Genomic DNA, 25,312 nt, shown 5'->3' on the forward strand with positions numbered 1-25,312 from the left:
ATCGTTAAAAAAGGCCAGTTTTAATTGTAAAAGTTCAGATATTATCAAGCGGAGAAACAGAACAGCAAGCCCACTTCCATATCAACCAATGAATTAAAGTCTTTCTTCAGCCATCGGTTTTTTCAAATACCTAAACTGAAGTGCTTATTGGTTGGTATGTATATCTCAAAACAAGAAAACCGTCGATAGAGTTTCCTTAGTCATAAACAACTATAAACATGTATTAAAAAGCCGGAATTTCATCCGGCTCTATTTTTATCGAAAATAGCATTGCTGACAAGTTGCACTCCTGCAGAGCTTGTTTCCTCTTATACTTGAAATTACTACTTATTATTTTCCAATTAATCTAATCAACCATTTTTGGCAATATTCGTGGATTTTGTCCCTTAAAACCGGCTTACGCGTAAGTAACGCTCAATGTAATTGGCACGCTCAGCGCTTTTGAAATAATACAGCCGGATTTGGCGCCCTCTGCAATTTCCTTAAACTTCTCTTCAGAAACGCCATCAATAGCCGAACCCTTAAGCTCCAGGTGAATACCTTTTACTTCTAAAGCCTGCATATCCAGGTCAAGGATGGCATCAGTAGTTAAATCATTGGGTGTAAAACCCGCCTGAGTTAAAGCAGCGCCAACAGCCATGGTGAAGCAGCCGGCATGTGCAGCCGCCAATAATTCTTCGGGATTGGTGCCGATACCGTCGGCAAAACGGGTTTTAAATGAGTACTGGGTTTTGTTCAATACGGTACTTTGGGTAGTAATTTCACCCTGGCCTGCCTGTAAGGTGCCGTTCCAATGTGCATTTGCTGTACGTTTCATAGTTTGTGGTTTTTGTATTTTAGTTATTTGGTTTATAGACCATGCTTCATAGTTCTTTGCTCAACTTAATGACCTCATCCATGGACCATTAGCTATGGACTTCCCCGTTAATTACTCCATTTTGCCCGCTCATATTGTACCGGCCATTTCACGTCTTCGCCAAGCTCGTGAGCGGCACGGAGGGCGAAGTGTGGGTCACGCAGCATTTCCCTTGCCATAAACACCAGGTCGGCCTGTTCGTTCTCAATAATATCGTTTGCCTGCTGTGCTTCGGTAATCAGGCCTACGGCTCCGGTAAGTATACCACTTTCTTTTTTTATTTTAGTTGCAAATTCAACCTGATAACCCGGCGTTAATGGTATTTTAACATTGGGGATATTACCACCGGTAGAGCAGTCGATCAGGTCGACCCCTTTATTTTTTAAAATGTTGGCCAGCGCTACCGAGTCGTCCGCGTTCCAGCCACCCTCTACCCACTCGGTAGCCGAGATGCGCACAAACAACAGGTTTTCTTCAGGCCAAACCTGTTTCACCTCGTCAATAATTTCTAAAAGAAAACGAATGCGGTTTTCAAAACTTCCGCCATATTCATCAGTACGCTTATTGCTGAACGGCGAAAGGAACTGGTTAATCAGGTAGCCGTGGGCGCCATGCAATTCAATCACCTCAAAACCCGCGGCAACAGCCCTAACGGTTGCGGCTTTAAAATCGGCTTTTACCTTTTCTATTCCGGCTTTATCCAAAGCAACCGGCGCTTCTTCGCCCTCTGTAAAAGGGATATTGCTTGCCGAAACGCTTTTCCAGCCATCCGGCTGATTTGAAGGAATTTGTTTGCCGCCAACCCAGGGTTGCCTATGGCTCGCCTTTCTGCCGGCATGTGCCAGCTGCGTTCCGGCAACAGCTCCCTGTGCTTTAATAAAACCGGTAATTTGTTTCAGCTTTTCAATATGCTCGTCTTTATACAGGCCGAGATCGGCAAAGGTGATGCGGCCTTCCGGCGATACTGCCATGGCTTCGGTGATGATCATTCCGGCGCCGCCTGTAGCAAAGCTGCCCAGGTGCACCAGGTGCCAGTCGTTAGCAAAACCATCGGTGCTCGAATATTCGCACATGGGCGACACCACGATGCGGTTTTTAAGTTCGATATTTTTTATTTTAAGGGGTGAAAACAGTGTAGACATATGTATTTTCTTTTCACAAATATGCTTAACAACACACGGTATGCGCATAGGTTTTTTGTAAAATAAACATCAGGGTGATAAATATGACCGTAGCTTGTTTTTTTTAGGCGATTACCCCCGATCATAAAATGATCACACCGATTCCACAGTCTTTTTATCGGGAGGGAGAGCGATTTTAGGGATTACTTTGAATTGATGATTAGTTCATTACATTTACCGCCATGTCTGTAATAACTACCCGCCTGGCAACGCCGGATGATATTCCGGAGTTGCAGCAATTGATCGGTATTTCGGTTCGTGGTTTAAGTACCGCTTACAATACGCCGCAGCAAATTGAAAGCGCTATTAAATATATTTTCGGAGTAGATACCCAACTGGTTATTGACGGCACCTATTATGTAGCCGAAATGGAAGGCGTTACCGTAGGTTGCGGCGGTTGGAGCAAAAGGAACACGTTGTACGGCGGCGATCAGCACAAAGAGGTGGAAGACCCGCTGCTTAACCCGGAAACTGATCCGGCGCGCATCAGGGCTTTTTTTGTTCACCCGGATTATGCCCGCCGGGGCATCGGCACCCATATTATTAAAGTTTGCGAAGCTGCCGCGCGACACGCCGGTTTTAAAAGCCTGCAATTAGGCGCAACACTCCCTGGAGTACCGCTTTACGTAGCTATGGGATACCAGGCTTTAGAAAATATACAACAGCCTATGCCTGACGGCCACGTATTGCCCATTATTAAAATGTACAAAAACTTGTAACAAAGCTTATATTTACTTAGTACAGGTTAGCAAGTTCCGGGTTTTATTGGCATGGCGGCCTCTATAAATTTGTAGTGTACAAATAATAATTAACGTTATGAGCACACAGGAAAATATCAATTACGGGCGTGTTGCAGAGGCAATAAAATATATTCAGCTTAACTTTAAAAACCAGCCCGACCTGGACGAAGTAGCCGAAAAAGTAAATCTCAGCCCTTTCCACTTTCAGCGACTGTTTACCGACTGGGCGGGCATCAGTCCTAAAAAGTTTTTACAATACCTGAGCCTCGATTATGCCAAAAACATTTTGAAGCAGAAACAGGCTACCCTGTTCGATACAGCCTTTGAAACGGGTCTTTCCGGGACAGGCCGACTGCACGATCTTTTCATCAATATTGAAGGCATGACGCCTGCCGAATATAAAAGCGGTGGCAAGGCACTTGAAATTAATTACAGCTTTGCCGGAAGCACCTTCGGCGACATCATTGTGGCTTCGACAGCTAAAGGCATTTGCTACCTCGCCTTCGCCGATAACCGTGAAACCGCTTTAAACGAGTTACTGCTGCAGTTTCCGAATGCAACCTACAGGCAAATGGCTGATGCGGCCCAGCAAAATGCTTTATTGGTATTTAAAAAAGATTGGTCGGAATTATCGTCTATCAAACTGCATTTAAAAGGCACGGGCTTTCAGCTTAAGGTATGGGAAGCGTTGCTTAAAATACCCATGGGTGGTTTAAACACTTATTCAGATGTATCGCAAACCATACAAATGCCAACGGCCAGCAGAGCTGTTGGCAGCGCGATTGCTGCCAACCCGGTAGCTTTTTTGATCCCGTGCCACCGGGTAATTAAATCAACCGGCGAATTTGGGCAATACCACTGGGGCCCAACCCGTAAAACAGCGATGATAGGCTGGGAAGCGGCAAAAGTTCAGGAACCCTTACACATGCAATAACCACATGAATATCAAACAAAAGATTGATAGTTTAAACTGGACTGAAATAGCCGCAAGCCTTGATGCAAAGGGATACGCGCAGGTGAAGGGAGTATTACCCCATGACGAATGTGAAAGGTTGAAAGCTGCTTATCCAAACGGGGCGCTTTACCGTAAAACGGTAGTGATGGAGCGGCACAATTACGGCATCGGTGAGTATAAATACTTTGCCTATCCGTTACCGCCGGTTGTACAGCAGTTAAGGGAATATGTTTATCCGTACCTTGCGCCGGTTGCCAACAACTGGATGCGGCAATTGAACAAAGAACATCCGTTTCCGGCTAACCTTAACGAATTGATAGAACACTGCCACCAGCACCAACAAACAAAACCAACTGCCCTGATCCTGAAGTATGAAAAAGGCGGCTTTAACGCCATGCACCAGGATTTATACGGCGAGATCTATTTCCCGATGCAGCTTGTGTTTATTTTGGATGAGCCCGGCCGGGATTATGAAGGCGGTGAATTTGTATTAACCCAACAAAAGCCCAGGGAGCAATCGCGGGCTATGGTATTGAAACCGGCCCAAGGCGATATGCTGATCTTTACCACCAGTTTTCGCCCGGTTAAGGGAACAAGGGGTTACAACCGGGTAAATATGAAGCATGGCGTAAGCGAAGTAACCGAAGGTAAGCGACACAGTATGGGTATCATATTTCACGATGCCAAATGATAAAGCATCTTGATTTAGGCGATACCAATTTTGCGCGAAGCCGGAAACTGAAACAGTTGATAGACGCCGGTGAGATTAAGTTTGGCGGCTATATGAAGTCCAAAATTTACGGCTTGTTAAAATGCCCTGCGGGCAAACGCATGAAAATGGGAAACCGGATTTTCTTCATTTCGGAAGAGGAAGCTTTACAGGCAGGCTACAGGCCTTGCAGCAGGTGTATGAAGGAGGCCTATTTAAAGTGAAAAGCCTTGCATGTATAATTTCATAGACGTGCAAGGACGCAAATACGCTAAAAAAACTTTGCGTCTTAGCGCCCTGGCGTGCTTAAAATCTCAAACTTTTTAACCTGCAAAATACTTCACGCCTTAGCGTCTGCGTGAAATAGATTTTACACCCTGCCTGCCGGTACTTAATCCACATTATCGTCGTTATAAACAAAACTAAAACCGCAATCATGTTCAGGCAAATCCTGCTGTTATTTTCCTTGCTGTTTATTGTAACCATTTCCCGTGCCCAGACGGCAACTGCAGATGAAGTATATGATAAATACCTTGATTTTAACCTTGCACGTTTACAGGGAGAGGTAGAAAAGGCAACAGACCTGGCAGAACAACTGATGAAGGATACCCTAAAACTAAAGCCCCATGTCCGGGTAAATTTTTACAATTCGGCAGCCAAGCTTTATGAAGATGGCAGCCAAAGCGTAAAGGCTATCGAATTGTATGAACGGGTGGTTGCGGCCCAGCCGCAATATTACGTGGCCCATAGGGCTTTGGGCTATCTTTACCTTAAATATATTCCCGATGCAGATAAACCATTAGATATCCCCTCAACAAATCCGGACTATATAAAAGCGGTAAAAAAATCCCTGCCCCAGCTTGAAAAGGCCCAGGCCTGCGACGCGGACGATAACACCTTAACGCTTATTAAAACTTTGTACAAAAATATCGGGGACGTTAAAGGATTAACTTCTCTGAACGAACGATTGAAGGGCTTAAGTAAAAATTGTATTGATATTTTAAGCGATGAATAATATTCAGTTAACCGCAGCACTAAGCCTTGCCACAAACATGGTATCCGCTTTGCGTTCGTAGCCCTTCAAAACGGCCTTCTCTTCGAGTTTCATCCCCAATTCGTTCACCAGGTAATCTACCACATCCTCATTCTCGCCTTTAAAAGCCGAACAGGTGATATAAATAAGCGGTTTCCCCGGCTTCAGGTATTGAAACACATTTTGAGCGATACTTTTTTGAAGCTTTTGGAAAAACTCGATCTTATGGGTATCAAACTGGGCTATCATTTCCGGTGTACGCCCCCAGGTGCCCGAACCGCTGCAGGGCGCATCAAGGATAATACCATCAAAAGCATAATCGTGCATTACCGAATCAACATTTTGGGTAAGATCGAGCGCTTTTTTTTGATACTTGCTTAGCCCGGCCAGATGAAAACGCTCATCAAGGTTAGCTAAAATCGACTCGCGAATGTCAGATACCACGAGTTTGATATTTGGTTCATCCTCATGCAGCAGGAGCGATTTACCGCCCGATGCCGCGCAGGCATCCCACCAGCTATCCCAACGCTGCGGCTTAAAATAATTGCCGGTTTGCTGCGACGAGTAATCCTGTACCTCAAACCAATGCTGTTTGGCAAAGATGGTTTCTAAACGGGTACCATTAGGCAGCGAATAGCAGCCGTTACCCTCATCTTTAAAAACTACCTGCGCCTTGGTCAATTCGGCTTTAACAAGGTGATCATAGCCATTGCGTACACGGATAAACAGATCAGGCTGGCAGAAAAATGATTTCAAAAAAGCTTTTTTATCAATCCCTTCCGAAAGTTCATTACTCCAGGGAAAAACATCTTCGAGATTGAAATCGGGATAGGCGGCTTTTACAATGGCAATTTTATCATCATCGTTAAAACCAACGCAGGCGGCCCAATCGGGCTTAAAGTTTTGCAGAAAGGAATTAATCTGGGTATTGCACAAAAACTCGGCAACCATCAGGCGCTCCTCTTCGGGCAAATTGGGTAAGGCCCTGCCCAACCTGAAATAATTGTACACTAACCGGCTGGCTACCCGCCTGTCGGTAGAGCCCATTTGTTTATTTTGACGATAAAAGCCTGGTAAAAATTTACTTAGTGGCGTATCGGCAGGGTATTCACCCAAAATTCGCTGAAACGTTTTAAGCTGGTTTATAGCCTTCATTCTACCTGTTTTAACTCAAAGTTAGTGTATGTTAATATATTTACGTGGGTATTTATCCAACCCAAGCCAGGTTTCTTTATAAAATGGAAACTGTTATGCAATCCCTTAAAATCGGTTTGCTCCATATCCGTCAGCCCTTTATTGGCAAAAAGCAGCTTACCGAAATACAAACCTTCGTCAAAACCTTTTATGGCATATTCGGTCGGTTCAACGTGATAAGCCTTGCGATAGTTACGCGAAAAGGTAATTGTAGCCCAGGCTTTGTAATTTATTTTTTCGGCGGAGGTGATGTGCGTTTGCAAACGCTGCAAAAGCTGCGGTTTCAGGAAGCTGAACTTCTCCCAGCTTGGGTGACCGAACAATACTACCGGGTAATGCTTTTTCAAAGTATCGAGCGAACGCAAGGTTACACCGAGAAAAGCCTGATCGGTAGCGGGTATAACAAATACGTTTTTATCTGTTTTGGAGAGCTGCGGCAGCAGGCTGCTCAAATTTCCCCTCACCACAAAAAGGCTAACAACCTTTATTTTCTTTTTACTCAGGCTGTCTGTAGCTCTTTTAAAATTAACGGCATATTCCTTTTCCTTGCTGAAGCCCGACCGAAGTATAAAAATCTTTTTAGGCTTAAGGGTACGGTTAATATATTCGGCGGCTCCCCAGGCGTGGTACTCCAGGGGCGGGATCACGGTAACCAGATTCTGCCTTTTAACGGTGGAAGGATTAGCGGGCGACAGCGGCGATACAATAGCTCCCTTTGAATAGGATAAGGCAGCACTAAAAGCCCTCATCCCCTCCGGAAATACAGGGCCAACAATCAGATCGGCCGAACGAACAGCCGGGTTTAACGCTATATTCCGGGCCTGCGAAATCTCATCCTGCGAATCGAACAATTGCAGTTTGAAATTACTTCCGTCGGCAGTAAGCGAATCGAGCGCAAGTTTAAAGCCCTGATAATACTCTACAGACATATTGGCTTTACTCAGATCGGCAGGGCTGTAGCGCTGTGCAGGATTTAAATGCTCAAGGCCAAAAGGCAGGATCATAGAAATGGTAGCAACCTTATCCTCAGCAGCTTTCCCGTGCTGTTTTTCGGGAGTATTATCGGACTTTTTGGTAACGTTATCAGCCGTTTTTTTTACGGTAGTTGCTACCGGCCGCGTTTTGGGTGAACAAGCGGCCAGCAGCAATGCTATGGTAAAAAATGGTAACCACTTATTCCCACTCAATAGTGGCCGGTGGTTTCGAGCTGATATCATATACTACCCGGTTAATTCCTTTTACGTTGTTGATGATCTCGTTGCTGATCTTCGCCAGCAGATCATATGGCAGATGGCACCAGTCGGCGGTCATCCCGTCAACCGATTCAACGGCGCGCAAGCAGATCACGTTTTCATACGTGCGCTCATCGCCCATTACCCCTACCGATTGTACCGGTAAAAATATTGCGCCGGCCTGCCAAACTTTATCGTAAACCCCGGCACTGCGTAAATTGTTTATATAAATCGCATCGGCCTCCTGCAAAATGGCAACTTTCTCCGGCGTGATATCGCCCAAAATCCTGATTGCCAAACCCGGACCAGGGAAAGGATGACGGCCTAAAATATTAGGATCGATACCTAAAGCTTTGCCTACTTTCCTCACTTCATCCTTAAATAAAGTGTTCAGCGGCTCAACAACTTTAAGCTTCATAAAATCGGGCAAACCGCCCACGTTATGGTGCGATTTAATGGTAGCCGACGGACCTTTAACCGAAACAGACTCGATCACGTCCGGGTAAATAGTACCCTGGCCAAGCCACTTCACATCCTGAACCTCGTGCGCGGCATCATCAAACACCTCGATAAATACCCGGCCGATAGCTTTACGTTTCTTTTCAGGATCGATCAGGCCAGCCAGTGCATCATAAAAGCGTTGTTTGGCGTCGATGCCTTTTATGTTTAAGCCCATGTGTTTGTATGATTCAAGCACCTGCTCAAACTCATCTTTACGCAATAAGCCGTTATCAACAAAAATACAATGCAGGTTTTTACCGATAGCGTGGTGCAACAACACCGCTGCAACCGACGAATCCACGCCGCCAGATAAGCCGAGCACCACTTTATCATCGCCCAATTTTTCGCGAAGCGCGGCAATGGTAGTTTCGATGAACGAATCTGGTGTCCAATCTTGTTTGCAACCGCAAATGTCAACCAAAAAGTTTTGCAGCAATTGCTTGCCGTCGATACTGTGGGTAACTTCGGGATGAAACTGGATGCCGTAAGTTTGCGTACCTGTTACCTGGTAAGCGGCAACCCTTACACTATCTGTACTGGCAATAACCTCAAAATTATCGGCAATACGCGCAATGGTATCTCCATGCGACATCCAAACCTGCGAACCGCCCGGAATATCTTTAAACAGCGGGTTTTCCTGGTTAATATATTCCAGGTTAGCCCTGCCGTACTCGCGGGTGCTTGATGGCAATACCTCGCCGCCATGAAAATGCGCAACGTACTGTGCGCCATAACAAACACCTAAAATAGGGCGCGTGGTATGGAACTGCGCAAAATCAAAGTGAGGCGCATCTTCCTGCCTTACAGAATACGGACTGCCGGAAAGGATGATACCTTTTACACTGCTGTCAATTTCGGGATAATGATTGAAGGGGTGGATCTCACAATAAATATTGAGCTCCCTGACACGGCGCGCTATAAGCTGGGTGAATTGCGAGCCAAAGTCAAGAATGAGGATTTTTTCTTGCATGGGCAAAGATAGGATTTTGACCGCTGATTTATAGTGATTTTTTTGATTTCGTTGATTACGCTGATTTTTCAGCACCGCAATTTTGTCGGAACTGACTTTATAGAATTAAGTTGAGAACATAATACTAATTAAATTCAATAAGCCTGAGTTCAGACAAGAAGATCAAGGTAATAATAAAATCAAACTAATCGGTGTAATCAAAAACACAATCGTTGTAATCACAAAAAATAAAGATCAGCGAAATCACTTACAATCAACGGTCAATATTCTGATCTCATAGTTTTTTGGCGAATAGGCTAAATGTTAATCCTTCTGGCTATCCCTTTTTACCAGCAGCACCTCATCGTTATCCAGCAATAAATACCCGTATTCGTAGTTAAAATAGTAGGTCGAATTATTCTTTGTTTGGTAGATACTGGTGATGTAATCAAAATCAAAACCTTTGGCGGTAAGTTTTTTGCGGGTAGTTTTGGTTTTTCCGGTTGGATTTAGTTCTTCCAGTATGCGGCGGTTGCGCTTTAAAGTATTGTTAATATTCCGCACCAGGTTATAGCTATTGCTGTTAAGCTGGTTATTATAATTATTGCGGCACAGATCGTTACAAAACTTTTTATCTGCACGGCCCTGCAGCGGTGTCCCGCAATCCAAACAAACTCTTTCCTGGTTCATGGTATAAAGGTAGGCAATAAATTATCCGTTTGCAAACGCTTACAAACGGATACTATCGACTATAAACGGTTAATAACCGGGTAATCTTTCTGCCCCTCCCCACCTTTGTATCGTTAACTCAAACGAACCAAAACATTTAAATAATAAAACGATGAACTCATTAAGAAACAGTGTACGTCTGGTAGGCAATTTAGGTATGGATCCTGAAGTAAAAGTTTACGACACCGATAAAAAAATGGTGCGCCTTTCCATAGCCACTAACGAAACTTACAAAAATGATAAAGGCGAAAAGGTTACCCAATGGCACAATCTTGTTTTCTGGGGAATGCAGGCCAAACTTGCCGAAGACTTTTTAAAAAAAGGCGATGAAGTTGCTATTGAAGGAAAACTGACTAACCGCAGCTATACCGATAAAGAAGGCGTTAAGCGCTACGTATCCGAAGTGGTGGTAAATGAATTTTTGAAAATGGGTAGAAACTGAAGAGCCCAGGGCCCACAGCAAAAACCGGCAGGGCGACGGGAAGCCAAATCAATAAATAATGTTGGTATGTTTCTCCAAAAGATATGCCTCCAGCCAGAAAGTGCCCCCCTTGCCTAAACAAACTATTTGGTGTTTCCGACAATAACAATACCTTTGCCGCGTTAAAAACACCAGACGGATGGTATTTTCTGCCTCGATAATATAACAACACAATACCTTAACCTTTGATTAAAACTTCTGATGACTGCCAAATTACGTGTACTACTTTTACATTTTATATTGTTATGCTTTTTTGCAACCGGGTGCAAAAAAAACAATCCGGCTCCTCCCCCGCCACCGGAAATTACAATAACTATTGATCCGCCTTTTTTAAATAAAGTTAAAACCTCAAGTTATTATTACAGACTTACTGCTACCATTCATAACGGTTCAGGATCTGAGCATATTACATGGAGTTCTGAAAACACCAGGCTCGCTACTGTTACAAGCGAAGGATTGGTTTCATGCCTGGCGGCCGGGCAAACTAATATAGTAGCCACGGTTGATAACGGAAAAGCATCCGCAAAATGCAAAGTAACCATCACCGATAACAATGACTACAAATACAGGATCATACTTAAAGACAAGGGGACATCTGCTTATTCAATAAATAAACCTAATGATTTTTTATCAGCAAAGGCAATTGAGCGCCGCAGGAAACACAATATCCTTATAGATGAAACAGACCTGCCTATTTCTCCCGATTATATTAAAACCATAAAACAAACCGGAGGCACTATAGTGGCGAAAAGCAAATGGCTTAACACAGTTTGTATTAACACATCCGACCAGTTTTTGGTAGATAAACTTAAAGCGCTGCCATTTGTAAAAGATGTGATACTGGTTTGGGAAGGTCCAAGACTTAACACACCGCCTGCTCAATATAACGACGTACCACAAAAAGGTTCAAACCAAACTACCGATACACCGCTTGATTACGGTGAAGCAACTCAAAATATTAGTCTTTGTAATGGGCAGGCCCTGCACAATAAAGGGTTTAAAGGTGCCGGAATTGATATTGCCGTTATTGACGGAGGTTTTATCAACCTTAATACCAACCCAACCTTTAGCAATGTAAGTATCAAAGGGGCAAAATCATTTGTTTATGAAAGTCCTGATCCTTATGCCATTGATAACCATGGCGTATGGGTTACCTCATGTATGGCTGTTAATAAACCCGGCACCTACGTAGGCACGGCTCCCGAAGCAAACTACTGGTTACTGCATACTGAAGACGACGCGACAGAATATCCTATTGAAGAAGACTATTGGACCAACGCTATTGAATACGCCGACAGCGTTGGGGTTGATCTTGTTAATAGTTCGCTCACTTATAGTATAAATTATTACTTGCCGGAAGCGCGTTATAAATTTGAAGATATGGATGGCAAAACCGCGCTGGCCAGCAGAGCAGCCAATGCAGCGTTTAGCAAAGGTATTTTTATTGTATGCTGTGCTGGTAACGATATGCAATGGGTAGGCACCCCCGCCGATTCCCCCGACGTACTCACAATGGGCTCTGTTAACTATCGAGGTGAGGGCGGTCTCATTACATCGTGGGGAATAACTGTTGACGGGCGGGTTAAACCAGATCTTGTAGCATTAGGCTTGAGTGCCGCCGTAATCACGCCGGGCGGCGTTCCGGAAACAAGAAACGGTACATCTTACGCCAGCCCAATTATGTGCGGCTTGGCCGCCTGTTTGTGGCAGGCTTATCCTAAACTTAACAATAAGGAATTACTTACGGTGATGCGGCAGGCAGGCAACAGGTATAATAACCCGGTTATGCCTTATGGTTATGGCATTCCCGATATGCAAAAGGCTATGAATTTGGCTAAAACTATATCTGACGGTAAATAATAGCCAAAATGAACGTTTAATGAAGTGCTGTTGCCTTTTTCTGAATTGGGTGGGCATTTAAATATATTTGTACAACAGTAGGCGCATAACTCAACTATGTTGATATTTTTGATGCCCCGTCAATACTTTCAGAATCCTGTAAAAGTTAAGCTAAACGCTCTCCTGTTATAAAAAATATGTATTCATTAGGTTGGCTGTTGTTCAAGCTTGCATCAGCATCAACACAAAAATAGTATTGCTTTTTTTGCGGGTTTATCAATAAAAACATCATCATGCTCCTTTTCAAACCAATTATTATTGCAGCTTTATTGTTCGGCGCTGCCGGTTTTTCAAATCATACCGTAAATAAAAAAAGCCTTGTTCCTCCCGGAAAGGTGGAGGGGAATTTTACCTCCCATAAAAACAAAGAATCAATTTCCGTTATCAAACCGAAGATCAATGCCGACGGAACCGGTTGCGACGGAAAATGTGAACTCATACTCCGTTTTTCCGGCGACCATACACCGCCCATCACGATTGAAGATTGTATTGGCGGCGAACCGGTTAATCTGGGTGATCTTGATGGTGATGGGAAAGATGAAATTGGTGTGCTGCGGGAATGGTTTAACAGTTGCTGGCACAACTATAACGTATATACCTTTAAAAACGGACGGTGGCAGTTTGCTGTTCCGCCGATACATACTTATTGCGACCAATGGGAAAACGGGATAAAGGCTATAGAAAAGTATCCGTTGAAAAAGGGTTATGTGAAGATCAACTATAGCATAATGGCCGACTCCAACATTGTAGTTAAAAACAAAATTATCAAAGTGAAATAAGCCATATGAGCGTACTTGCGATTGCTTAGGCTGTATCGCAGCTTCAGTCAGTACTTACCTATTATTGCGGTTGTTTGAAAATATACCTATCATCAACGCAATACCAAAGCTTTCAATATTTCCTGGTACTCTTGCAGAAATGTTTTCTTACTATGGTGCTTTTGCCGGTTTAATATATATTTTACACTCAGTAAACCTGCGACCGGCTATGGGTAAAAGCGCCATAGCCTTCCTGTCACTGAAATTTGCCTTTGGTTAGCTTTTCTTTGTTGACCCGCTCGGATGAGTCACTTTTCACAATTCGCATAAAATCAGAAATTGCCTGATTGGTATTTTACACCAACAAACATGTGTATATGATCGGGCATATTGTTGATAGCGATTATTTTATGCCCATGGTTTTGAGCAATAGCTATAATAAAATTTCTTAACCGTTCGGCCCATGTATCATCAATTAACGATGCTTTACGGCAAATTCGAAATGTAAGTACATTGTATGTACGTGTTATTGGTTGCCATGATTGCTAAGTTTAGGTTAAACCCCTCCGGGGTGGTAAATATCAGGTTTTTAATAGCAACAAAGCTACTGCCCCTCTCGGGAATCATACATAACTAATTTATTTTCAATACATTAGTAAAATCATATCGCCGGACTAATCTTTTTTTGTAAACCCCAGAGGGGGTGAAAGCTTTGTAGACATTCCAATCTCACGCCCTTTGCCCCAAAGGGGCAAAGGGCGTGAGATTGGAATGAAATTTCACCCACTGTAAAAGCCCTACAGCCTCACCCCTCTCAAAAAATCTTCAACCCCCATCCGCTTTTTTCCTTCCAGCTGCACATCTTTTAAACTGACAAAACCGTCCCTCGTTGCAAATTTCAAAAACGTTTTGTTATCTGTTAAGAAAGCTCCGGGTTGAACACCGGGTTCGCTAAGCTCAAATTCTGATGCATAAACTTTCAGTACCTTACCGTTAAGCTCGGTATAAGCGGTTGGCACCGGGCTTAACCCGCGGATTTTGTTATATACCGCTTCAGCCGGTTGAGTCCAGTCAATCAGGCAATCTTCTTTAAAAATTTTGGGCGCGTGTTTTAGTTCGGCGCCTTCGGCAAGGGCGGCCTGGGGGTGTTCGTTAAAACGACCGCTTTCAACGGCCTTAACCGTTTTTACCAGGATCCCGGCACCTTTGTTCATCAGCCTGTCGTGCAATTCGCCGGCATTTTCATTACCGGTGAGGGTTATTTTTTCAGTAAACAGGATATTGCCGGTATCAATTTCATGTTTCAGGAAAAAGGTGGTAACACCGCTTTCCTTTTCACCGTTAATCAGCGCCCAGTTAATGGGGGCTGCGCCGCGGTATTGGGGCAATAATGACGCGTGAAGGTTGATGGTACCCTTTGGCGGCATGTTCCACACACTTTCGGGCAACATCCTAAAAGCCACCACCACCTGCAAATCGGCCCTGAGAGCTTTAAGCTCGGCTAAAAACTCCGCGCTCTTTAATTTTTCGGGTTGCAGCACCTTTAAACCGTTGGCAACCGCGTATTGTTTAACCGCCGATTCGTTAACTTTTTGCCCCCTGCCGGCGGGCTTATCGGGCGCTGTTACTACGGCAACAATATCGCATCCTGCAGTGATCAGGGCATCTAACGAGGCAACGGCAAACTGGGGGGTACCCATAAATATAATTCTCATAGTATGTTTAGGTAAATGATGTTCTTGTTTGTTATTCGTACAACAGATATTTTTTTCGTGTTATTTTAAATTTTTCCAGGCCCGGCTGCCAGCTTTTCCTGATGGCGGCTTCGCTTTCACCGGCTTCAATCTGTTTACGCAATTGGGCCGAACCCGCAAGCTTATTGAAATAAGCGTTAAAAAAATGCGCCTTATCGGGCATTGCCTTGTATAATTCTATGAGCCAGCTCAGGTTAATTGAGCCCATCGCCCTTACCTCATTTGCCGACATTTTTTCCAGATCGATGCCAAAACACTCCTGGTCTTTTTGCGGCGGGTTTTCGCTCATGCCCGGTATGCTTCGGGGGGTGAACGAAAAACTGTATTTACCCTTTAACAACGGGTGCCCTATTTGCACAAAGGGCAGCATAGTGCCCCTGCCCAAACTAAAAGTAGTACCCTCAAACAAACAGGTACTGGGGTATAACAACACCGATAAATCGGTGTTTAAATTGGGCGAAGGGTTTACCGGCAATTTATAATACAGGCTATGTTTATAATTTGCCACTTTAACGATATTCAGTTTACACTTTACCGAGTTTTTAAGCCAGCCTTCGCCGTTTATCATTTGGGCATACTCGCCAATGGTCATGCCGTGGGCAATAGGGATGGTGTGCATACCTACAAACGAACGGTATGCGGTATCCAGTATCGGCCCGTCAACCAGGTAACCGTTAGGATTTGGCCGGTCAAATATCATCAGCTCCACATTATTTTCGGCACAGGCCTCCATTACATAGTGCAGGGTTGATATATAGGTGTAAAACCGGGTGCCAACATCCTGGATATCGAAGATCATCAGATCAATCCCCTTAAGGTCGTCGGCTGTGGGTTTGTAATGTTTATTGCCGTACAGCGATATTACGGGTAAGCCTGTTTTCGGGTCGTTGGCATCATTAACGCTGGCGCCGTTGCTGGCATTGCCCCTAAAACCATGCTCGGGCCCGAAGATCTTTTTAATAGCAACACCTAAATGCAATAAACTATCAACACTGGGCGTAAGGCTTTCGCCAATAACCGAGGTTTGATTAACCACCATCCCGATATTTTTTCCCTTAATATAGTCAATATAAAGCGAAACCTGGTCGGCGCCGGTTATGATGCGGGTATTTATTTTATTTTTTTTTGGCGATGGCCTTGTATCCGGCTTGCTGTTACCCGCCTGGCTGCAGGCGGTATGGGTAAGTAAAACAACTATGGAAATGTATTGCAAAAATGTTTTGAACTTCATGATAAAATATTGAGTTGAAACAATTTTAAAAATAGCAGGTTTAACAGCAAAAACCGCATATTTGCGAAGGTACAAAAAAACAATCCGCATTGAGTTTCGCCTCCTTTATATCAGCCCGCATCACCTTTAAATCAAAACGTACATTCTCTAAGTTGATTGTACGCATCGCGATTATCGGTATTATGCTGGGGCTTAGTGTAATGATATTGTCGCTTGCTATAGTTAAAGGATTTAAACACGAAATACGCGATAAAGTTCGCGGCTTTGGGGGCGATATACGCGTAGTTAAGTTTGATCTGAACAACTCGTACGAAAGCTCGGTTGTTGAAACCGACCATGCTTTTGAAAAACGGGCGCTTAAAAGCCCTTATATTATACACATCATGCCCGTGGCTACCAAACCCGGCATTATCAAAGCCAATAACGAAATTGAAGGTGTTGTGCTGAAAGGGGTTGACAAAACTTACGACTGGAGCTATTTTAAAACAACGCTGGTATCCGGTCAATTGATCAATTTTGCCGATTCGGTTGAAGCGCAGAAGGAGATCATGATATCGCAAACCACCGCCAACCGCCTCAGGCTGAAGGTAGGCGATAAACTGCTGATGTATTTTATACAGGAGCCCCTGCGTAAACGCCAGTTTAAAGTAAAGGGAATTTTTAATGTTGGCGTTGAAGAGATCGATAAAACTTTTGTCGTCGGCGCACTGTCATTGGTTAACCGCCTTAACGACTGGAAACCGGGCGAGATCGGGCAGTACGAAATCCGCGTAGCTGATTTTGATCATCTTGACGAAGCGGCCAACGCGCTGACGAATGTTTTGCCGGTTAAATTAAAACAATATACCATACAGGAAGATTATCCCTCCATATTTGAATGGCTTAACCTGCTGGATGTTAATTTTGTGGTGATGCTGGTGCTGATGATGGCCGTAGCCGTTATCAACATGATCTCGGCCCTGTTAATCATGATCCTGGAGCGTACAGCCATGATAGGTATTTTTAAAGCTATGGGCGCCAGCAACTGGGAAATACGAAAAGTGTTCCTGATCAACGCGGCTTACCTGATTGGGATAGGCCTGTTGTTAGGCAACCTGCTTGGCATAGGCCTGGGTTATTTTCAACAGCAAACGCACTTTTTTCAGCTCGACCAGGCTTCATACTACATGAAGTTTGTGCCTATTGAGTTTAATGCCGTTGATATCGTTCTTTTAAACCTTGGCACCATGGTGGTATGCCTGCTGGTGCTCATGATTCCTTCATCGCTGGTAAGCAGAATTTCGCCGGTAAAGGCTATTCAATTTAAGTAGTTTTTGAGTTGATCAGCGATTGGAGATTAGAGGTTAGTTGAAAACCACTCATCGAATCAACCCCCATTATGGCGCAAGTCTTGAGCGTTAGGTAAGCCTCGCTGACTAGCGCCTTTAAGCGGAAACTTCATTACAATCACAAATCATCATCCCGCAAGACTTTTGCTATTTCGGTATCTGTCTAAAAAATCCGGAATCGAAAATCCGATATTCGAAATTGCCCTATAAAACCATTCACTCAATCAACCGCTCACCAATCAACCACCCCTAAAACAACCTATAGCTCAATCCCAAACGCCACAATTCGCTATGGGCATCATTTACGCCGCCAATCCAGCCTTCGCGGTAATTAGTTAAACCATGGGCAAAAGAGGCGTTTAATGCATAGCGGCCATAGCTGGCTGCCGCGCCCATGCGTAACCTGACGTCGGTTGGCGATTTGGCTCTTTCATAATCAACTTTATACAATCTGCCTTCCTTGTCTTTTGCTTCGCCCTTATCGCGGGTGCTAAGCATAAGGCCAATATCCACACCTGGCAAAATATCCAGCTTAACTTTGTTAAACTGAAAACGATAGCCGATATACGGGTTAAGGTTAATGGTTTGGTTTTGCAAAGCAACGTGGCCGGTTAGCGGAAAAGTCCAATCATTGCCGGTAATTGTTGGTAAGTTTGAAGCTGTTACTATCGGCGAATATCTGTTAGCATCCGCTTTACTTCTCAACACTTCGTAACCAGTCTGTAAGCCCACAATAAAACCACCTTTTAGTACCAGTTGCGCCTGGATGCCGCCGCCATAGCTAAAGCCGTTTTTACTGCCATAAGGGTTATTAGCCCGGTTCATTGGGTCGCCGGTGGTTGAGCCCTGCAGTATCATGGTAGCAGGCGTTGCCGATGCGCCCGAAAAACGGAATAAACCCGAAGCAGCCTGTACCGAAACTTCAATTTTTTGGGCAAACAAACTCGTTCCGCAACATAGCAGAACAACGGTTAAGAAACGCTTTTTCATTTTTTATGGGTTGTAAAGTTTAGTTTCAGGTTTACGCCGCCCGCGCCAAATTTAATTTGCTGCGAGCCAAGGCCATCTAACGGGTATTTAAAAAACGGCTCAATTACAATGCGGTTGCTTTTGCCAACCGGGTAGCCCACGCCAAAAGCGAGGTTAAGCGTTTTGGCTACATAAAAGCTGTTGAAGCTTTTATGGGTTGTTTCATCGGCCGGTTGCTGTTGTACACCGGCTGCCTGGGCCAGGCCCGGGTAGCTGTAACTTGCCGTATAAGCCTCATTAACAAATGTGCCCGAGCTTACGCCAGCCAAAATATAGGTATCGGTTTTTTGCGGGTTAAATTCGTATTTAATGTTGAGCGGTATATCCAGGCCAACCAGTTTCGCATTATAATTGGTAAACGATGGCGTAGCCGATACCTTGCTGAACTCGGCAAGGTTGTTGTACGAGGCGGTTAAAACCGGCGAAAATGAAACGGCGTCGCGGGTGTTTTCGGGCTGCCGCTTATCATAGTTAAGCGTGTTTTGCGCTATTGCAACTCCCGTTGCCAGTTTCAGGTTTTTGCTCAGCCTGATCTCGGATGTAATACCTGCACCGGCGTTAACCTGGTTCTGGCTGCCCTTGGCGTAGTTAAAAAACGTAGCCGCGTAAACACCGAACTTCACCCGGCTTTCCTGAACACTGTTATCAATCTTTTCGGGCGCGTTGTCTTCGCTGGCCAACAGGGCTTCCATGCTGTTAATTTTGGGTTTAGGCTTCACAATAACGGGCGATAAAGCCGTGTTGTTTGATACCGCGTTGCCCCTATTCACCCCGCCGTTATCAGCAATAGGCTGGGTTGCCGCCGGGTTAGCCGCGTATTGCGGCTCAGTTGTTTTTGGCAGCGCCGATTTTACACTATCCATTTTTTTTGTAGCCGACTTGTCGAGGGCTGTATTACTATTGCCCGATTGTATGGGCTGCGGTGTTGTGATTTTAGCAAGCGATGCCTGTTGCCCCGGGCCTGTTGCCGGAATTTGTACAAGTATAACCGGGGAAATAGGCACAGCCGCCCCCTGCAAGCCGTTAGCCGGTTTAGGGTTAGCGCCGGTACTTTTGGCAATTGTATTTTGCAGCCCGCTGTTTGCAGCGCCAGCCGCGGCCGGGTTTGGAGCAGGCGCTTGCTTACCTGTACCTGCAGGGTTAGTGCCCGCCGCGTTGAGCGGGGCAGCCACGGTATCAGCGGCATTATTTTGTTGCTGTGCAGGTTGAGCTGGTTTAACCGCCACAAGGTTGCCATCAGTACGGGGATCTTTTTTATTTGTAAACATCCAGGTACCGATACTTAAAAATAACAACAGGGCTGCGGCTACGCCTGCCCACCACAGGTAAACCGGGCGGCGCTGTTTATCCTGCGCAGGGAATTTCTCTCTGAGCAACTGCCAGCCCTCGTCGGCGGTAGTGTCTTCGTAATTATCAAACACTTCCCTGATGCGGTTTCTTAAGTCGTTATCCAACTGGTCATCCATGGTGTGCTTCTTTTCTTAATATATTCCTTAATCGTTCCTTCGCCCGGCTCAGGTAAACACGCGATGAGCTTACCGGGATCCCAAGCATGGTGGCAATTTCTTCGTGATCATAACCATCTATCTCATACATATTAAAAATAGTACGCTGAATAGCGGGCAGCTCAACCATCAGCTTTAATATGTCCTGCGCGTTTAAATGATCAACCGGCCCCATATTGCTCCGTATAGGTGCGGCATTGTCCAACTCCACATTCAGCTGAAATTTCAGATCTTTTCGCCTCCTGTCTATAGCGGTGTTAACCATAATGGTACGCAGCCAGGCTTTAAAAGGCTTATCAGTATTATAAGTGCCAATGGCATTAAATACTTTTATAAATGCATCATTTACAGCCTCCAACGCATCATCGCGGTTTAAACTGTAACGCAAACTAATACCCATAGCATAGCCATAAAACTGCTTATACAGCAATTCCTGGTATTTTAAACTGCCTTTTTTGCATTGCCTTACAATCTCTTCTTCGGTAATGCGAGGGGGTGGATGCATTAAATGTTCTTTGTTCCGCTAAATATTTTTGTTGTTTTACGCCCTTACGGCATAAACAGGGCGAATGATACAATTTAAAAAATATTTTTTATTGAAAAAATCACCCGCTTTTAAACAAGCAAAAAAAGCCGATGCCCTTTTATAGGCACCGGCATGGTAATTAAAACAATAAAAAGCTTTTTAGTATTTTTTCAGAGCATACTGTACAGCGATGGTATCGCTGGTGCCGGTATCATTACGGCGCAGTAACTGGAAGTTATTGCCGTCGTAACCATATTGGTAAACACCTTTTAAGTGAAATTTAGCTCCGTTGCCTGATGCCAATGTGCTCGAATCGGCAAACTGGATATAAATCCCGTTATAAGCAAAAGCTCCAAAACTGGCCACATGGTGCGGGGTTTCAGCCTGAACCACAAAACGGGATGAAGCAGTTAACGCCACTCTGAAGTTAGTATCTCTGATGGTATCATAACCAGCATTGCCGGTTTTTTTCACAACGGCAGCAAATACGCCTTTAAAATTACCCTGCGGTTGGGGTATAGGCGTTACATCGCTTTTAGGTGAGCAGGCAACACCTAATGTTAACAATAATGGAAGCAGGTAAAATAAATTGCGTTTCATATCTTATCTTATTTAATCGTCGATATTTAACCATTACGCACGTAAATTTCCAAACGCTACAGGCGGCAAATTATTTTTTAAAGTTTTTTTGCCTCATCCCAAAAAACATCCATCTCGGCTAAACTCATATCCTGCAGCTGTTTGCCGTTTTCTTTGGCCTTAAGTTCAAGATACTGGAAACGTTTAATAAATTTCTGGTTTGTTTTTTCGAGCGCGTTTTCAGGATTGATATTGATAAAGCGGGCGTAGTTAATGAGCGAGAACAGGAGGTCGCCAAATTCGGCCTCCGCCCTTTCTTGATCGATGGCGCTTTCATCTTCGGCGTTAAATTCATTCCTGAATTCCTGCATTTCCTCCTCAACCTTGGCCCAAACCTGGCTTTTCTCTTCCCAATCGAAGCCAACGCCACGCGCTTTCTCCTGTATGCGCGATGCTTTTACCAGGGCGGGCAATGAAGCAGGCACACCGCCCAGTACAGACTTATTGCCCTCTTTAAGCTTAATCTGCTCCCAGTTTCGCTTTACATCCTCCTCGTTCTGCACTTCGACATCGCCGTAAATATGCGGATGTCGGTTAATCAGCTTATCGCAAACGCCGTTCAATACATCGGTGATAGTAAAATCATTGGTTTCTGAGCCTATTTTGGCGTAAAACACCAGGTGCAGCATAATATCGCCCAGTTCCTTTCTTATTTCGGGCATATCATGGGCCAGTATGGCATCGCTCAGTTCATAAGTTTCTTCGATGGTGAGGTGGCGCAGGCTCTCGAGGGTTTGCTTCTTATCCCAGGGGCAGTTGGCCCGGAGGTCGTCCATAATAATAAGCAAACGGTTAAAGGCTATGGCGGCGGTTGGGGCGGTTTCTGGCGCTTTTAAAGGCATAATATTTATAGATGAATTGCTATCACAAAGGTATGACATAGTGATTAATGAAAACCTTAAGTAACATTAATTTTAAGCTAACATTAATTAATGTTATTAGCCAATTGTTAATGCTACCTCTTCATCAAAACAATCAGTATCATGCAAAAGCTTTATTTTACGTTTATCCTTCTGGTTGCCATTGTTAATTTAGCCGTGGCGCAGCAGGTTGCAGGCAATGATGTAAACGGTACATTGAGCCAGCCCCAGCCTTTTCTGTTCACCATGAGCACGCTAAACCCGCAGGGCCGCAACTGGAGCCTGAATTACTCGGGCGGTTACGGCCAACGTACCGTTACCGCGATTGGTTTTGATGGGGTTGATCAAAATTTTTCGGCAAAAGGATACCTCGGTAATAAATTTACCTTAATGGCTATGCTGGGTACAGGCTTTGCCAATAACGGCGGGGTACGCACCATGCAACAAGCCGAAGTACTGCGCGATTTTATAGGCGGCAAGCAGCCAATGGGTTTCCGGGCCGGGGCAAGCCTGGGTTTCAGGCGCGAATTTAACAGTGACGCGGTTGCTTTTAGCAGGGTAACCGCCGCTTACGAAGTTACTAACTGGAAGCTTGGCGCCAACCTTCGTTTTGAAAAAGCATTTGATTCGCACCGCGACGGGCTTGACCTGATTACCAGCGTTGGTGTGCACCGCCATATATCCGGACAATTTTTTGGTGGCTTTGAAGCCGTTGGGCAAGACCTGGAAGGTTTTTGGGAGGCCGATGAGGCCGAAGGCGGCGCAAGGTTGCTGATCGGCCCGTCGTTAAACTATGCACCTGTTAACTCGCGGCTGGCATTTTCACTTTGCGGGGGGCCCATCATTTACGCTACCCGCAGTGCAGCCACACAAGGCCAGTTTGCTTACCGCGAACTCCCTACCACCAACGGCTTTACGCTTAAGTTTAATGTAGGCTTTCGCTTTTTGTAATTAAAGCTTAACCGCCCGCAGCATTTCGCGTTTGCCGGGTGCGCCGGGCGCTTTCTCTACCTTAAAATTCATGGCTTTGAGCATGCGTTTCAGGTTGCCGGTAATGGCATAGGTTACAAATACGCCGCCGGGCTTTAAAAAGCTAACCGTATGGCTAATGGCTTCTTCGTTCCACATTTCGGGCTGGTGGATGGCGGCGAAGGCATCAAAATAAACAACGTCAAACCGCTGTTCTGTTTCAAAGTTCAGCAGTTTGGTGTTTGCAATTTGAAGGCTTGCTGTTTCATTAATATCAACGGTGGTTTTTAACGCCTGCGGATAGCTGCTGTTAAACTGCTCCCAAAGCAAGGCCGGTACGTATTGTTGGTACCCGGTTAGCGCTATCATTTCGCTGTTTATGGGATAAGCCTCGATCCCTGTGTAATTAAGCTTTAACTGCTTGCAGGTACAGGCATCGGCGGTAAGCAAAAAGTTCAGGCCGGTACCAAAGCCTACCTCTAAAATATTTAAGCCGTTAACCTCATTCCTATCCAAAAAATACGCCATTCCCGATTTTACAAACACATGCAAACTCTCCTGCAGGGCCCCGTGCCGCGAATGGTAATGTTCGCCCACTTCGGCATTGTAAATGGTGTTGGACCCGTCGGCGGTGGTAACTATTTTTAGTTCATAGTTCATAGTTGATAGTTCATGGCTTGTAGTGGCAGATATTATTCATGTAGGTTAGTTGACAGATCATGGCTATTTATTCAAAAGTCTTGCTTCTTTATTTTGCTATGAACTATCAACTATGAACCATGAACAATTAATGTACCGCTTTCATCATTTCTGTAACCACCTCACCTAAATCATATACAGGCACTTCATTCACCCGGGCTGCGATAATGCTTGAGCCTGCGGCCGAGCGGTAGCCTGCCGCGCAATGCACCACAATGGGTTTATCTGTAGCTATTTCGCCAAGGCGTTCGCGCAGTTCGGGCAGTGGGATGTTGATGGCTGAGTTAAATACCTTACCCGTTGCAACCTCGCCGGTATTGCGGATATCAACAATGGTATAATTTGCCTCATTAGCCTTAAAATCATCAAGATCAAGCACAGGTGATACTTCGTTAGCTGATGCAGGAGCTAATAAACCGGCTTTAATATTGCTTTCGTAGCCAATTTTCGCAGCTTTTTTAATCAGCGCATCCAACTTCTCTTCATTTTCGGCAATGAGGTAAAACTGCTCGTTAGGACCGATGACCGAACCCAGCCAGGTTTCAAATTTTTCGCCATCCTGCAGGTTGATCGCGCCATGCAAATGGCCGTTCCTGAACCGGGCTTTGGGGCGGCTGTCAACAACTAAAATATTTTTATCTAAAACGGCATCGGCATCAAGGTGCGGTACCGCTGCAATACTTTGTTCAAAGCTTAAAGCGCCCGCTTTGTTCAGCTCCACGTCATGGCCAAAGTATTTTGGCACAAAGGGCTGATCGGTAGTAAGTGTTTTCACAAACTCCAGCTCATCCATCAGCTGCAATGCATAGTTTTCACGCAGCTCGCGGCCAATGGTACTTTCCAGGTCGGGACTCATGTTTTTGCCGCATAATGAACCAGGGCCATGGGCCGGGTAAACCACCACGTTTTCAGGCAAAGTCATCAATTTCTGGCGGGTGCTCTGGTACATCTGCCTAGCAAGTTCTTCTTTTTTTGCGGTGATATTGCCCACATTCTCGCGCAAATCCGGGCGACCAACATCGCCCACAAACAAGGTATCGCCGGTAAAAATGGCGCTTTCGCGGCCTTCCTCGTCAACCAGCAAAATACAGATCGAATCGGGTGAGTGACCGGGGGTATTCAGGGCTTTAAGTTTGATATCGTTCAGTTCAATCACGTCGCCGTCGTCAAAACTTTCGTGGGGGTAAGTAGCGCCGGTAAGTTTGCTGTTATAAATAACCGCGCCCGTGGTTTGATGGATCTCGAGGTGCGAGCTTACAAAATCGGCATGGGGGTGCGTTTCAATAACGCCAACAATGGTGGCATCGTGCTGTTCGGCAAAATCGTAATAAGGCTGCGGGTTACGCGCCGGATCAATCACTATCATTTTACCTGTACGGATCACGGCATATGAGCCATGCGCCAGGCCTTTATCGTAAAATTGCTGTATGATCATTTGCTGGCAAAGATAATTGTTTGTGCGGGATGTTGGGCAGGGGGAATGTTTGTGCGGGGTAAAAGATTAGAGAATATCCTTCAACGTCTGGACAATTTAAGACATAAATAATTAAATTTG

General features: G+C 44.9%; 26 protein-coding genes. 10 read left to right on the forward strand and 16 right to left on the reverse strand.

Annotation, left to right across the window (positions count from 1 at the left end; genetic code table 11):
- Positions 1-397: 397 nt before the first annotated feature.
- Together LX99_RS01870 and LX99_RS01875 are read right to left on the reverse strand one after the other, a co-directional pair.
- Complete coding sequence (locus LX99_RS01870; protein WP_022830117.1) at positions 398-817, reverse strand: OsmC family peroxiredoxin; 420 nt, start codon at positions 815-817, stop codon at positions 398-400.
- Positions 818-924: 107 nt separating this feature from the next.
- Positions 925-1,998 (reverse strand): NADH:flavin oxidoreductase/NADH oxidase, encoded by a 1,074-nt coding sequence (locus tag LX99_RS01875; RefSeq protein WP_109605888.1) that lies wholly within the window; start codon positions 1,996-1,998, stop codon positions 925-927.
- A 221-nt stretch (positions 1,999-2,219) separates the two neighbouring features.
- Here LX99_RS01875 and LX99_RS01880 point away from each other — a divergent pair, with 221 nt between their 5' ends.
- The 5 genes from LX99_RS01880 (at position 2,220) to LX99_RS01900 (ending at position 5,456) form a co-directional block, all read left to right on the forward strand.
- Positions 2,220-2,756, forward strand: coding sequence for a GNAT family N-acetyltransferase (locus LX99_RS01880; protein ID WP_109605890.1), 537 nt, complete (start codon positions 2,220-2,222; stop codon positions 2,754-2,756).
- A gap of 97 nt (positions 2,757-2,853) precedes the next feature.
- Positions 2,854-3,711 (forward strand): bifunctional helix-turn-helix domain-containing protein/methylated-DNA--[protein]-cysteine S-methyltransferase, encoded by an 858-nt coding sequence (locus LX99_RS01885; RefSeq protein WP_109605892.1) that lies wholly within the window; start codon positions 2,854-2,856, stop codon positions 3,709-3,711.
- Between the two features lie 4 nt (positions 3,712-3,715).
- Positions 3,716-4,423 carry a 2OG-Fe(II) oxygenase gene (locus LX99_RS01890; RefSeq protein ID WP_109605894.1) on the forward strand — a complete coding sequence of 236 codons (708 nt, stop codon included), beginning with the start codon at positions 3,716-3,718 and terminating at the stop codon, positions 4,421-4,423.
- The gene (locus tag LX99_RS01895) at positions 4,420-4,665 is read left to right on the forward strand and encodes an Ada metal-binding domain-containing protein (protein ID WP_109605896.1); all 246 of its coding nucleotides are present in this window, start codon (positions 4,420-4,422) and stop codon (positions 4,663-4,665) included. Before LX99_RS01890 ends, LX99_RS01895 begins: the two co-directional genes overlap by 4 nt.
- Positions 4,666-4,877: 212 nt before the next feature.
- On the forward strand, positions 4,878-5,456 hold the full coding sequence (locus tag LX99_RS01900) for a hypothetical protein (protein WP_109605898.1): 579 nt from the start codon (positions 4,878-4,880) through the stop codon (positions 5,454-5,456).
- Between the two features lie 3 nt (positions 5,457-5,459).
- Here the strand turns inward: LX99_RS01900 and LX99_RS01905 are convergent, their stop codons facing one another.
- From LX99_RS01905 to LX99_RS01920, 4 genes are all read right to left on the reverse strand, one after another.
- Positions 5,460-6,629 carry an RsmB/NOP family class I SAM-dependent RNA methyltransferase gene (locus tag LX99_RS01905; RefSeq protein WP_109605900.1) on the reverse strand — a complete coding sequence of 390 codons (1,170 nt, stop codon included), beginning with the start codon at positions 6,627-6,629 and terminating at the stop codon, positions 5,460-5,462.
- Positions 6,626-7,885, reverse strand: coding sequence for an ABC transporter substrate-binding protein (locus LX99_RS01910; protein WP_146203041.1), 1,260 nt, complete (start codon positions 7,883-7,885; stop codon positions 6,626-6,628). Before LX99_RS01910 ends, LX99_RS01905 begins: the two co-directional genes overlap by 4 nt.
- Complete coding sequence (gene guaA, locus LX99_RS01915; RefSeq protein ID WP_109605904.1) at positions 7,842-9,371, reverse strand: glutamine-hydrolyzing GMP synthase; 1,530 nt, start codon at positions 9,369-9,371, stop codon at positions 7,842-7,844. Before guaA ends, LX99_RS01910 begins: the two co-directional genes overlap by 44 nt.
- A gap of 303 nt (positions 9,372-9,674) precedes the next feature.
- Positions 9,675-10,040 carry a hypothetical protein gene (locus LX99_RS01920; protein ID WP_109605906.1) on the reverse strand — a complete coding sequence of 122 codons (366 nt, stop codon included), beginning with the start codon at positions 10,038-10,040 and terminating at the stop codon, positions 9,675-9,677.
- Positions 10,041-10,191: 151 nt separating this feature from the next.
- Between LX99_RS01920 and LX99_RS01925 the strand changes: the two genes are divergently transcribed.
- The 3 genes from LX99_RS01925 (at position 10,192) to LX99_RS01935 (ending at position 13,238) form a co-directional block, all read left to right on the forward strand.
- Positions 10,192-10,521, forward strand: coding sequence for a single-stranded DNA-binding protein (locus LX99_RS01925; RefSeq protein WP_109605908.1), 330 nt, complete (start codon positions 10,192-10,194; stop codon positions 10,519-10,521).
- A gap of 240 nt (positions 10,522-10,761) precedes the next feature.
- Complete coding sequence (locus LX99_RS01930; RefSeq protein ID WP_109605910.1) at positions 10,762-12,420, forward strand: S8 family serine peptidase; 1,659 nt, start codon at positions 10,762-10,764, stop codon at positions 12,418-12,420.
- Between the two features lie 272 nt (positions 12,421-12,692).
- Positions 12,693-13,238, forward strand: coding sequence for a hypothetical protein (locus tag LX99_RS01935; protein ID WP_022833105.1), 546 nt, complete (start codon positions 12,693-12,695; stop codon positions 13,236-13,238).
- A gap of 311 nt (positions 13,239-13,549) precedes the next feature.
- On the opposite strand, the gene LX99_RS26425 is transcribed toward LX99_RS01935, so the two are convergent.
- The 3 genes from LX99_RS26425 to LX99_RS01955 all read right to left on the reverse strand — a co-directional run bounded on the left by LX99_RS26425 (position 13,550) and on the right by LX99_RS01955 (position 16,202).
- Positions 13,550-13,747: a transposase gene (locus tag LX99_RS26425; RefSeq protein ID WP_109606930.1), complete on the reverse strand. Its 198-nt coding sequence runs from the start codon at positions 13,745-13,747 to the stop codon at positions 13,550-13,552.
- 267 nt (positions 13,748-14,014) lie between these two features.
- The gene (gene fmt / locus LX99_RS01950; protein WP_170122605.1) at positions 14,015-14,932 is read right to left on the reverse strand and encodes a methionyl-tRNA formyltransferase; all 918 of its coding nucleotides are present in this window, start codon (positions 14,930-14,932) and stop codon (positions 14,015-14,017) included.
- Positions 14,933-14,963: 31 nt separating this feature from the next.
- On the reverse strand, positions 14,964-16,202 hold the full coding sequence (locus tag LX99_RS01955) for an exo-beta-N-acetylmuramidase NamZ domain-containing protein (RefSeq protein ID WP_109606931.1): 1,239 nt from the start codon (positions 16,200-16,202) through the stop codon (positions 14,964-14,966).
- Positions 16,203-16,291: 89 nt separating this feature from the next.
- Between LX99_RS01955 and LX99_RS01960 the strand changes: the two genes are divergently transcribed.
- Positions 16,292-17,512, forward strand: a complete 1,221-nt coding sequence (locus tag LX99_RS01960) for an ABC transporter permease (RefSeq protein WP_109605916.1) — start codon at positions 16,292-16,294, stop codon at positions 17,510-17,512.
- A 267-nt stretch (positions 17,513-17,779) separates the two neighbouring features.
- On the opposite strand, the gene LX99_RS01965 is transcribed toward LX99_RS01960, so the two are convergent.
- The 5 genes from LX99_RS01965 to mazG form a co-directional block, all read right to left on the reverse strand.
- Entirely contained in the window at positions 17,780-18,520 is a 741-nt protein-coding gene (locus LX99_RS01965) for an outer membrane beta-barrel protein (RefSeq protein WP_109605919.1), read from the reverse strand.
- The gene (locus tag LX99_RS01970; protein ID WP_109605921.1) at positions 18,517-20,025 is read right to left on the reverse strand and encodes an outer membrane beta-barrel protein; all 1,509 of its coding nucleotides are present in this window, start codon (positions 20,023-20,025) and stop codon (positions 18,517-18,519) included. Before LX99_RS01970 ends, LX99_RS01965 begins: the two co-directional genes overlap by 4 nt.
- Complete coding sequence (locus LX99_RS01975; protein WP_022833100.1) at positions 20,018-20,569, reverse strand: RNA polymerase sigma factor; 552 nt, start codon at positions 20,567-20,569, stop codon at positions 20,018-20,020. Before LX99_RS01975 ends, LX99_RS01970 begins: the two co-directional genes overlap by 8 nt.
- Positions 20,570-20,749: 180 nt before the next feature.
- Positions 20,750-21,190, reverse strand: a complete 441-nt coding sequence (locus tag LX99_RS01980) for a hypothetical protein (protein WP_109605923.1) — start codon at positions 21,188-21,190, stop codon at positions 20,750-20,752.
- Between the two features lie 77 nt (positions 21,191-21,267).
- A complete protein-coding gene (gene mazG / locus LX99_RS01985) occupies positions 21,268-22,071 on the reverse strand; it encodes a nucleoside triphosphate pyrophosphohydrolase (RefSeq protein ID WP_109605925.1) in 804 nt (267 codons plus the stop codon).
- Positions 22,072-22,212: 141 nt separating this feature from the next.
- Here mazG and LX99_RS01990 point away from each other — a divergent pair, with 141 nt between their 5' ends.
- Complete coding sequence (locus LX99_RS01990) at positions 22,213-23,040, forward strand: hypothetical protein (protein WP_109605927.1); 828 nt, start codon at positions 22,213-22,215, stop codon at positions 23,038-23,040.
- Here LX99_RS01990 and mnmD read toward each other — a convergent pair whose 3' ends face one another.
- Positions 23,041-23,718, reverse strand: coding sequence for a tRNA (5-methylaminomethyl-2-thiouridine)(34)-methyltransferase MnmD (gene mnmD, locus LX99_RS01995; protein WP_109605929.1), 678 nt, complete (start codon positions 23,716-23,718; stop codon positions 23,041-23,043). It lies immediately after the preceding gene.
- A 127-nt stretch (positions 23,719-23,845) separates the two neighbouring features.
- On the reverse strand, positions 23,846-25,192 hold the full coding sequence (locus tag LX99_RS02000) for an MBL fold metallo-hydrolase (protein ID WP_109605931.1): 1,347 nt from the start codon (positions 25,190-25,192) through the stop codon (positions 23,846-23,848).
- Positions 25,193-25,312: the final 120 nt, after the last annotated feature.

It is taken from the genome of Mucilaginibacter oryzae (assembly GCF_003148845.1).
Lineage (GTDB): Bacteria > Bacteroidota > Bacteroidia > Sphingobacteriales > Sphingobacteriaceae > Mucilaginibacter > Mucilaginibacter oryzae.

Coding starts and splice junctions, on each gene's coding strand:
- guaA (WP_109605904.1), bottom strand. CDS start 9,371: ATGCAAGAAAAAATCCTCATTCTTGACTTTGGCTCGCAATTCACCCAG.
- LX99_RS01890 (WP_109605894.1), top strand. CDS start 3,716: ATGAATATCAAACAAAAGATTGATAGTTTAAACTGGACTGAAATAGCC.
- LX99_RS01875 (WP_109605888.1), bottom strand. CDS start 1,998: ATGTCTACACTGTTTTCACCCCTTAAAATAAAAAATATCGAACTTAAA.
- mazG (WP_109605925.1), bottom strand. CDS start 22,071: ATGCCTTTAAAAGCGCCAGAAACCGCCCCAACCGCCGCCATAGCCTTT.
- LX99_RS01955 (WP_109606931.1), bottom strand. CDS start 16,202: ATGAAGTTCAAAACATTTTTGCAATACATTTCCATAGTTGTTTTACTT.
- LX99_RS01910 (WP_146203041.1), bottom strand. CDS start 7,885: ATGATATCAGCTCGAAACCACCGGCCACTATTGAGTGGGAATAAGTGG.
- LX99_RS01885 (WP_109605892.1), top strand. CDS start 2,854: ATGAGCACACAGGAAAATATCAATTACGGGCGTGTTGCAGAGGCAATA.
- LX99_RS01900 (WP_109605898.1), top strand. CDS start 4,878: ATGTTCAGGCAAATCCTGCTGTTATTTTCCTTGCTGTTTATTGTAACC.
- LX99_RS01980 (WP_109605923.1), bottom strand. CDS start 21,190: ATGAAACGCAATTTATTTTACCTGCTTCCATTATTGTTAACATTAGGT.
- LX99_RS01990 (WP_109605927.1), top strand. CDS start 22,213: ATGCAAAAGCTTTATTTTACGTTTATCCTTCTGGTTGCCATTGTTAAT.
- LX99_RS01935 (WP_022833105.1), top strand. CDS start 12,693: ATGCTCCTTTTCAAACCAATTATTATTGCAGCTTTATTGTTCGGCGCT.
- LX99_RS01905 (WP_109605900.1), bottom strand. CDS start 6,629: ATGAAGGCTATAAACCAGCTTAAAACGTTTCAGCGAATTTTGGGTGAA.
- mnmD (WP_109605929.1), bottom strand. CDS start 23,718: ATGAACTATGAACTAAAAATAGTTACCACCGCCGACGGGTCCAACACC.
- LX99_RS01925 (WP_109605908.1), top strand. CDS start 10,192: ATGAACTCATTAAGAAACAGTGTACGTCTGGTAGGCAATTTAGGTATG.
- LX99_RS01870 (WP_022830117.1), bottom strand. CDS start 817: ATGAAACGTACAGCAAATGCACATTGGAACGGCACCTTACAGGCAGGC.
- fmt (WP_170122605.1), bottom strand. CDS start 14,932: ATGAGAATTATATTTATGGGTACCCCCCAGTTTGCCGTTGCCTCGTTA.
- LX99_RS01880 (WP_109605890.1), top strand. CDS start 2,220: ATGTCTGTAATAACTACCCGCCTGGCAACGCCGGATGATATTCCGGAG.
- LX99_RS01965 (WP_109605919.1), bottom strand. CDS start 18,520: ATGAAAAAGCGTTTCTTAACCGTTGTTCTGCTATGTTGCGGAACGAGT.
- LX99_RS02000 (WP_109605931.1), bottom strand. CDS start 25,192: ATGATCATACAGCAATTTTACGATAAAGGCCTGGCGCATGGCTCATAT.
- LX99_RS01920 (WP_109605906.1), bottom strand. CDS start 10,040: ATGAACCAGGAAAGAGTTTGTTTGGATTGCGGGACACCGCTGCAGGGC.
- LX99_RS01975 (WP_022833100.1), bottom strand. CDS start 20,569: ATGCATCCACCCCCTCGCATTACCGAAGAAGAGATTGTAAGGCAATGC.
- LX99_RS01930 (WP_109605910.1), top strand. CDS start 10,762: ATGACTGCCAAATTACGTGTACTACTTTTACATTTTATATTGTTATGC.
- LX99_RS01895 (WP_109605896.1), top strand. CDS start 4,420: ATGATAAAGCATCTTGATTTAGGCGATACCAATTTTGCGCGAAGCCGG.
- LX99_RS01970 (WP_109605921.1), bottom strand. CDS start 20,025: ATGGATGACCAGTTGGATAACGACTTAAGAAACCGCATCAGGGAAGTG.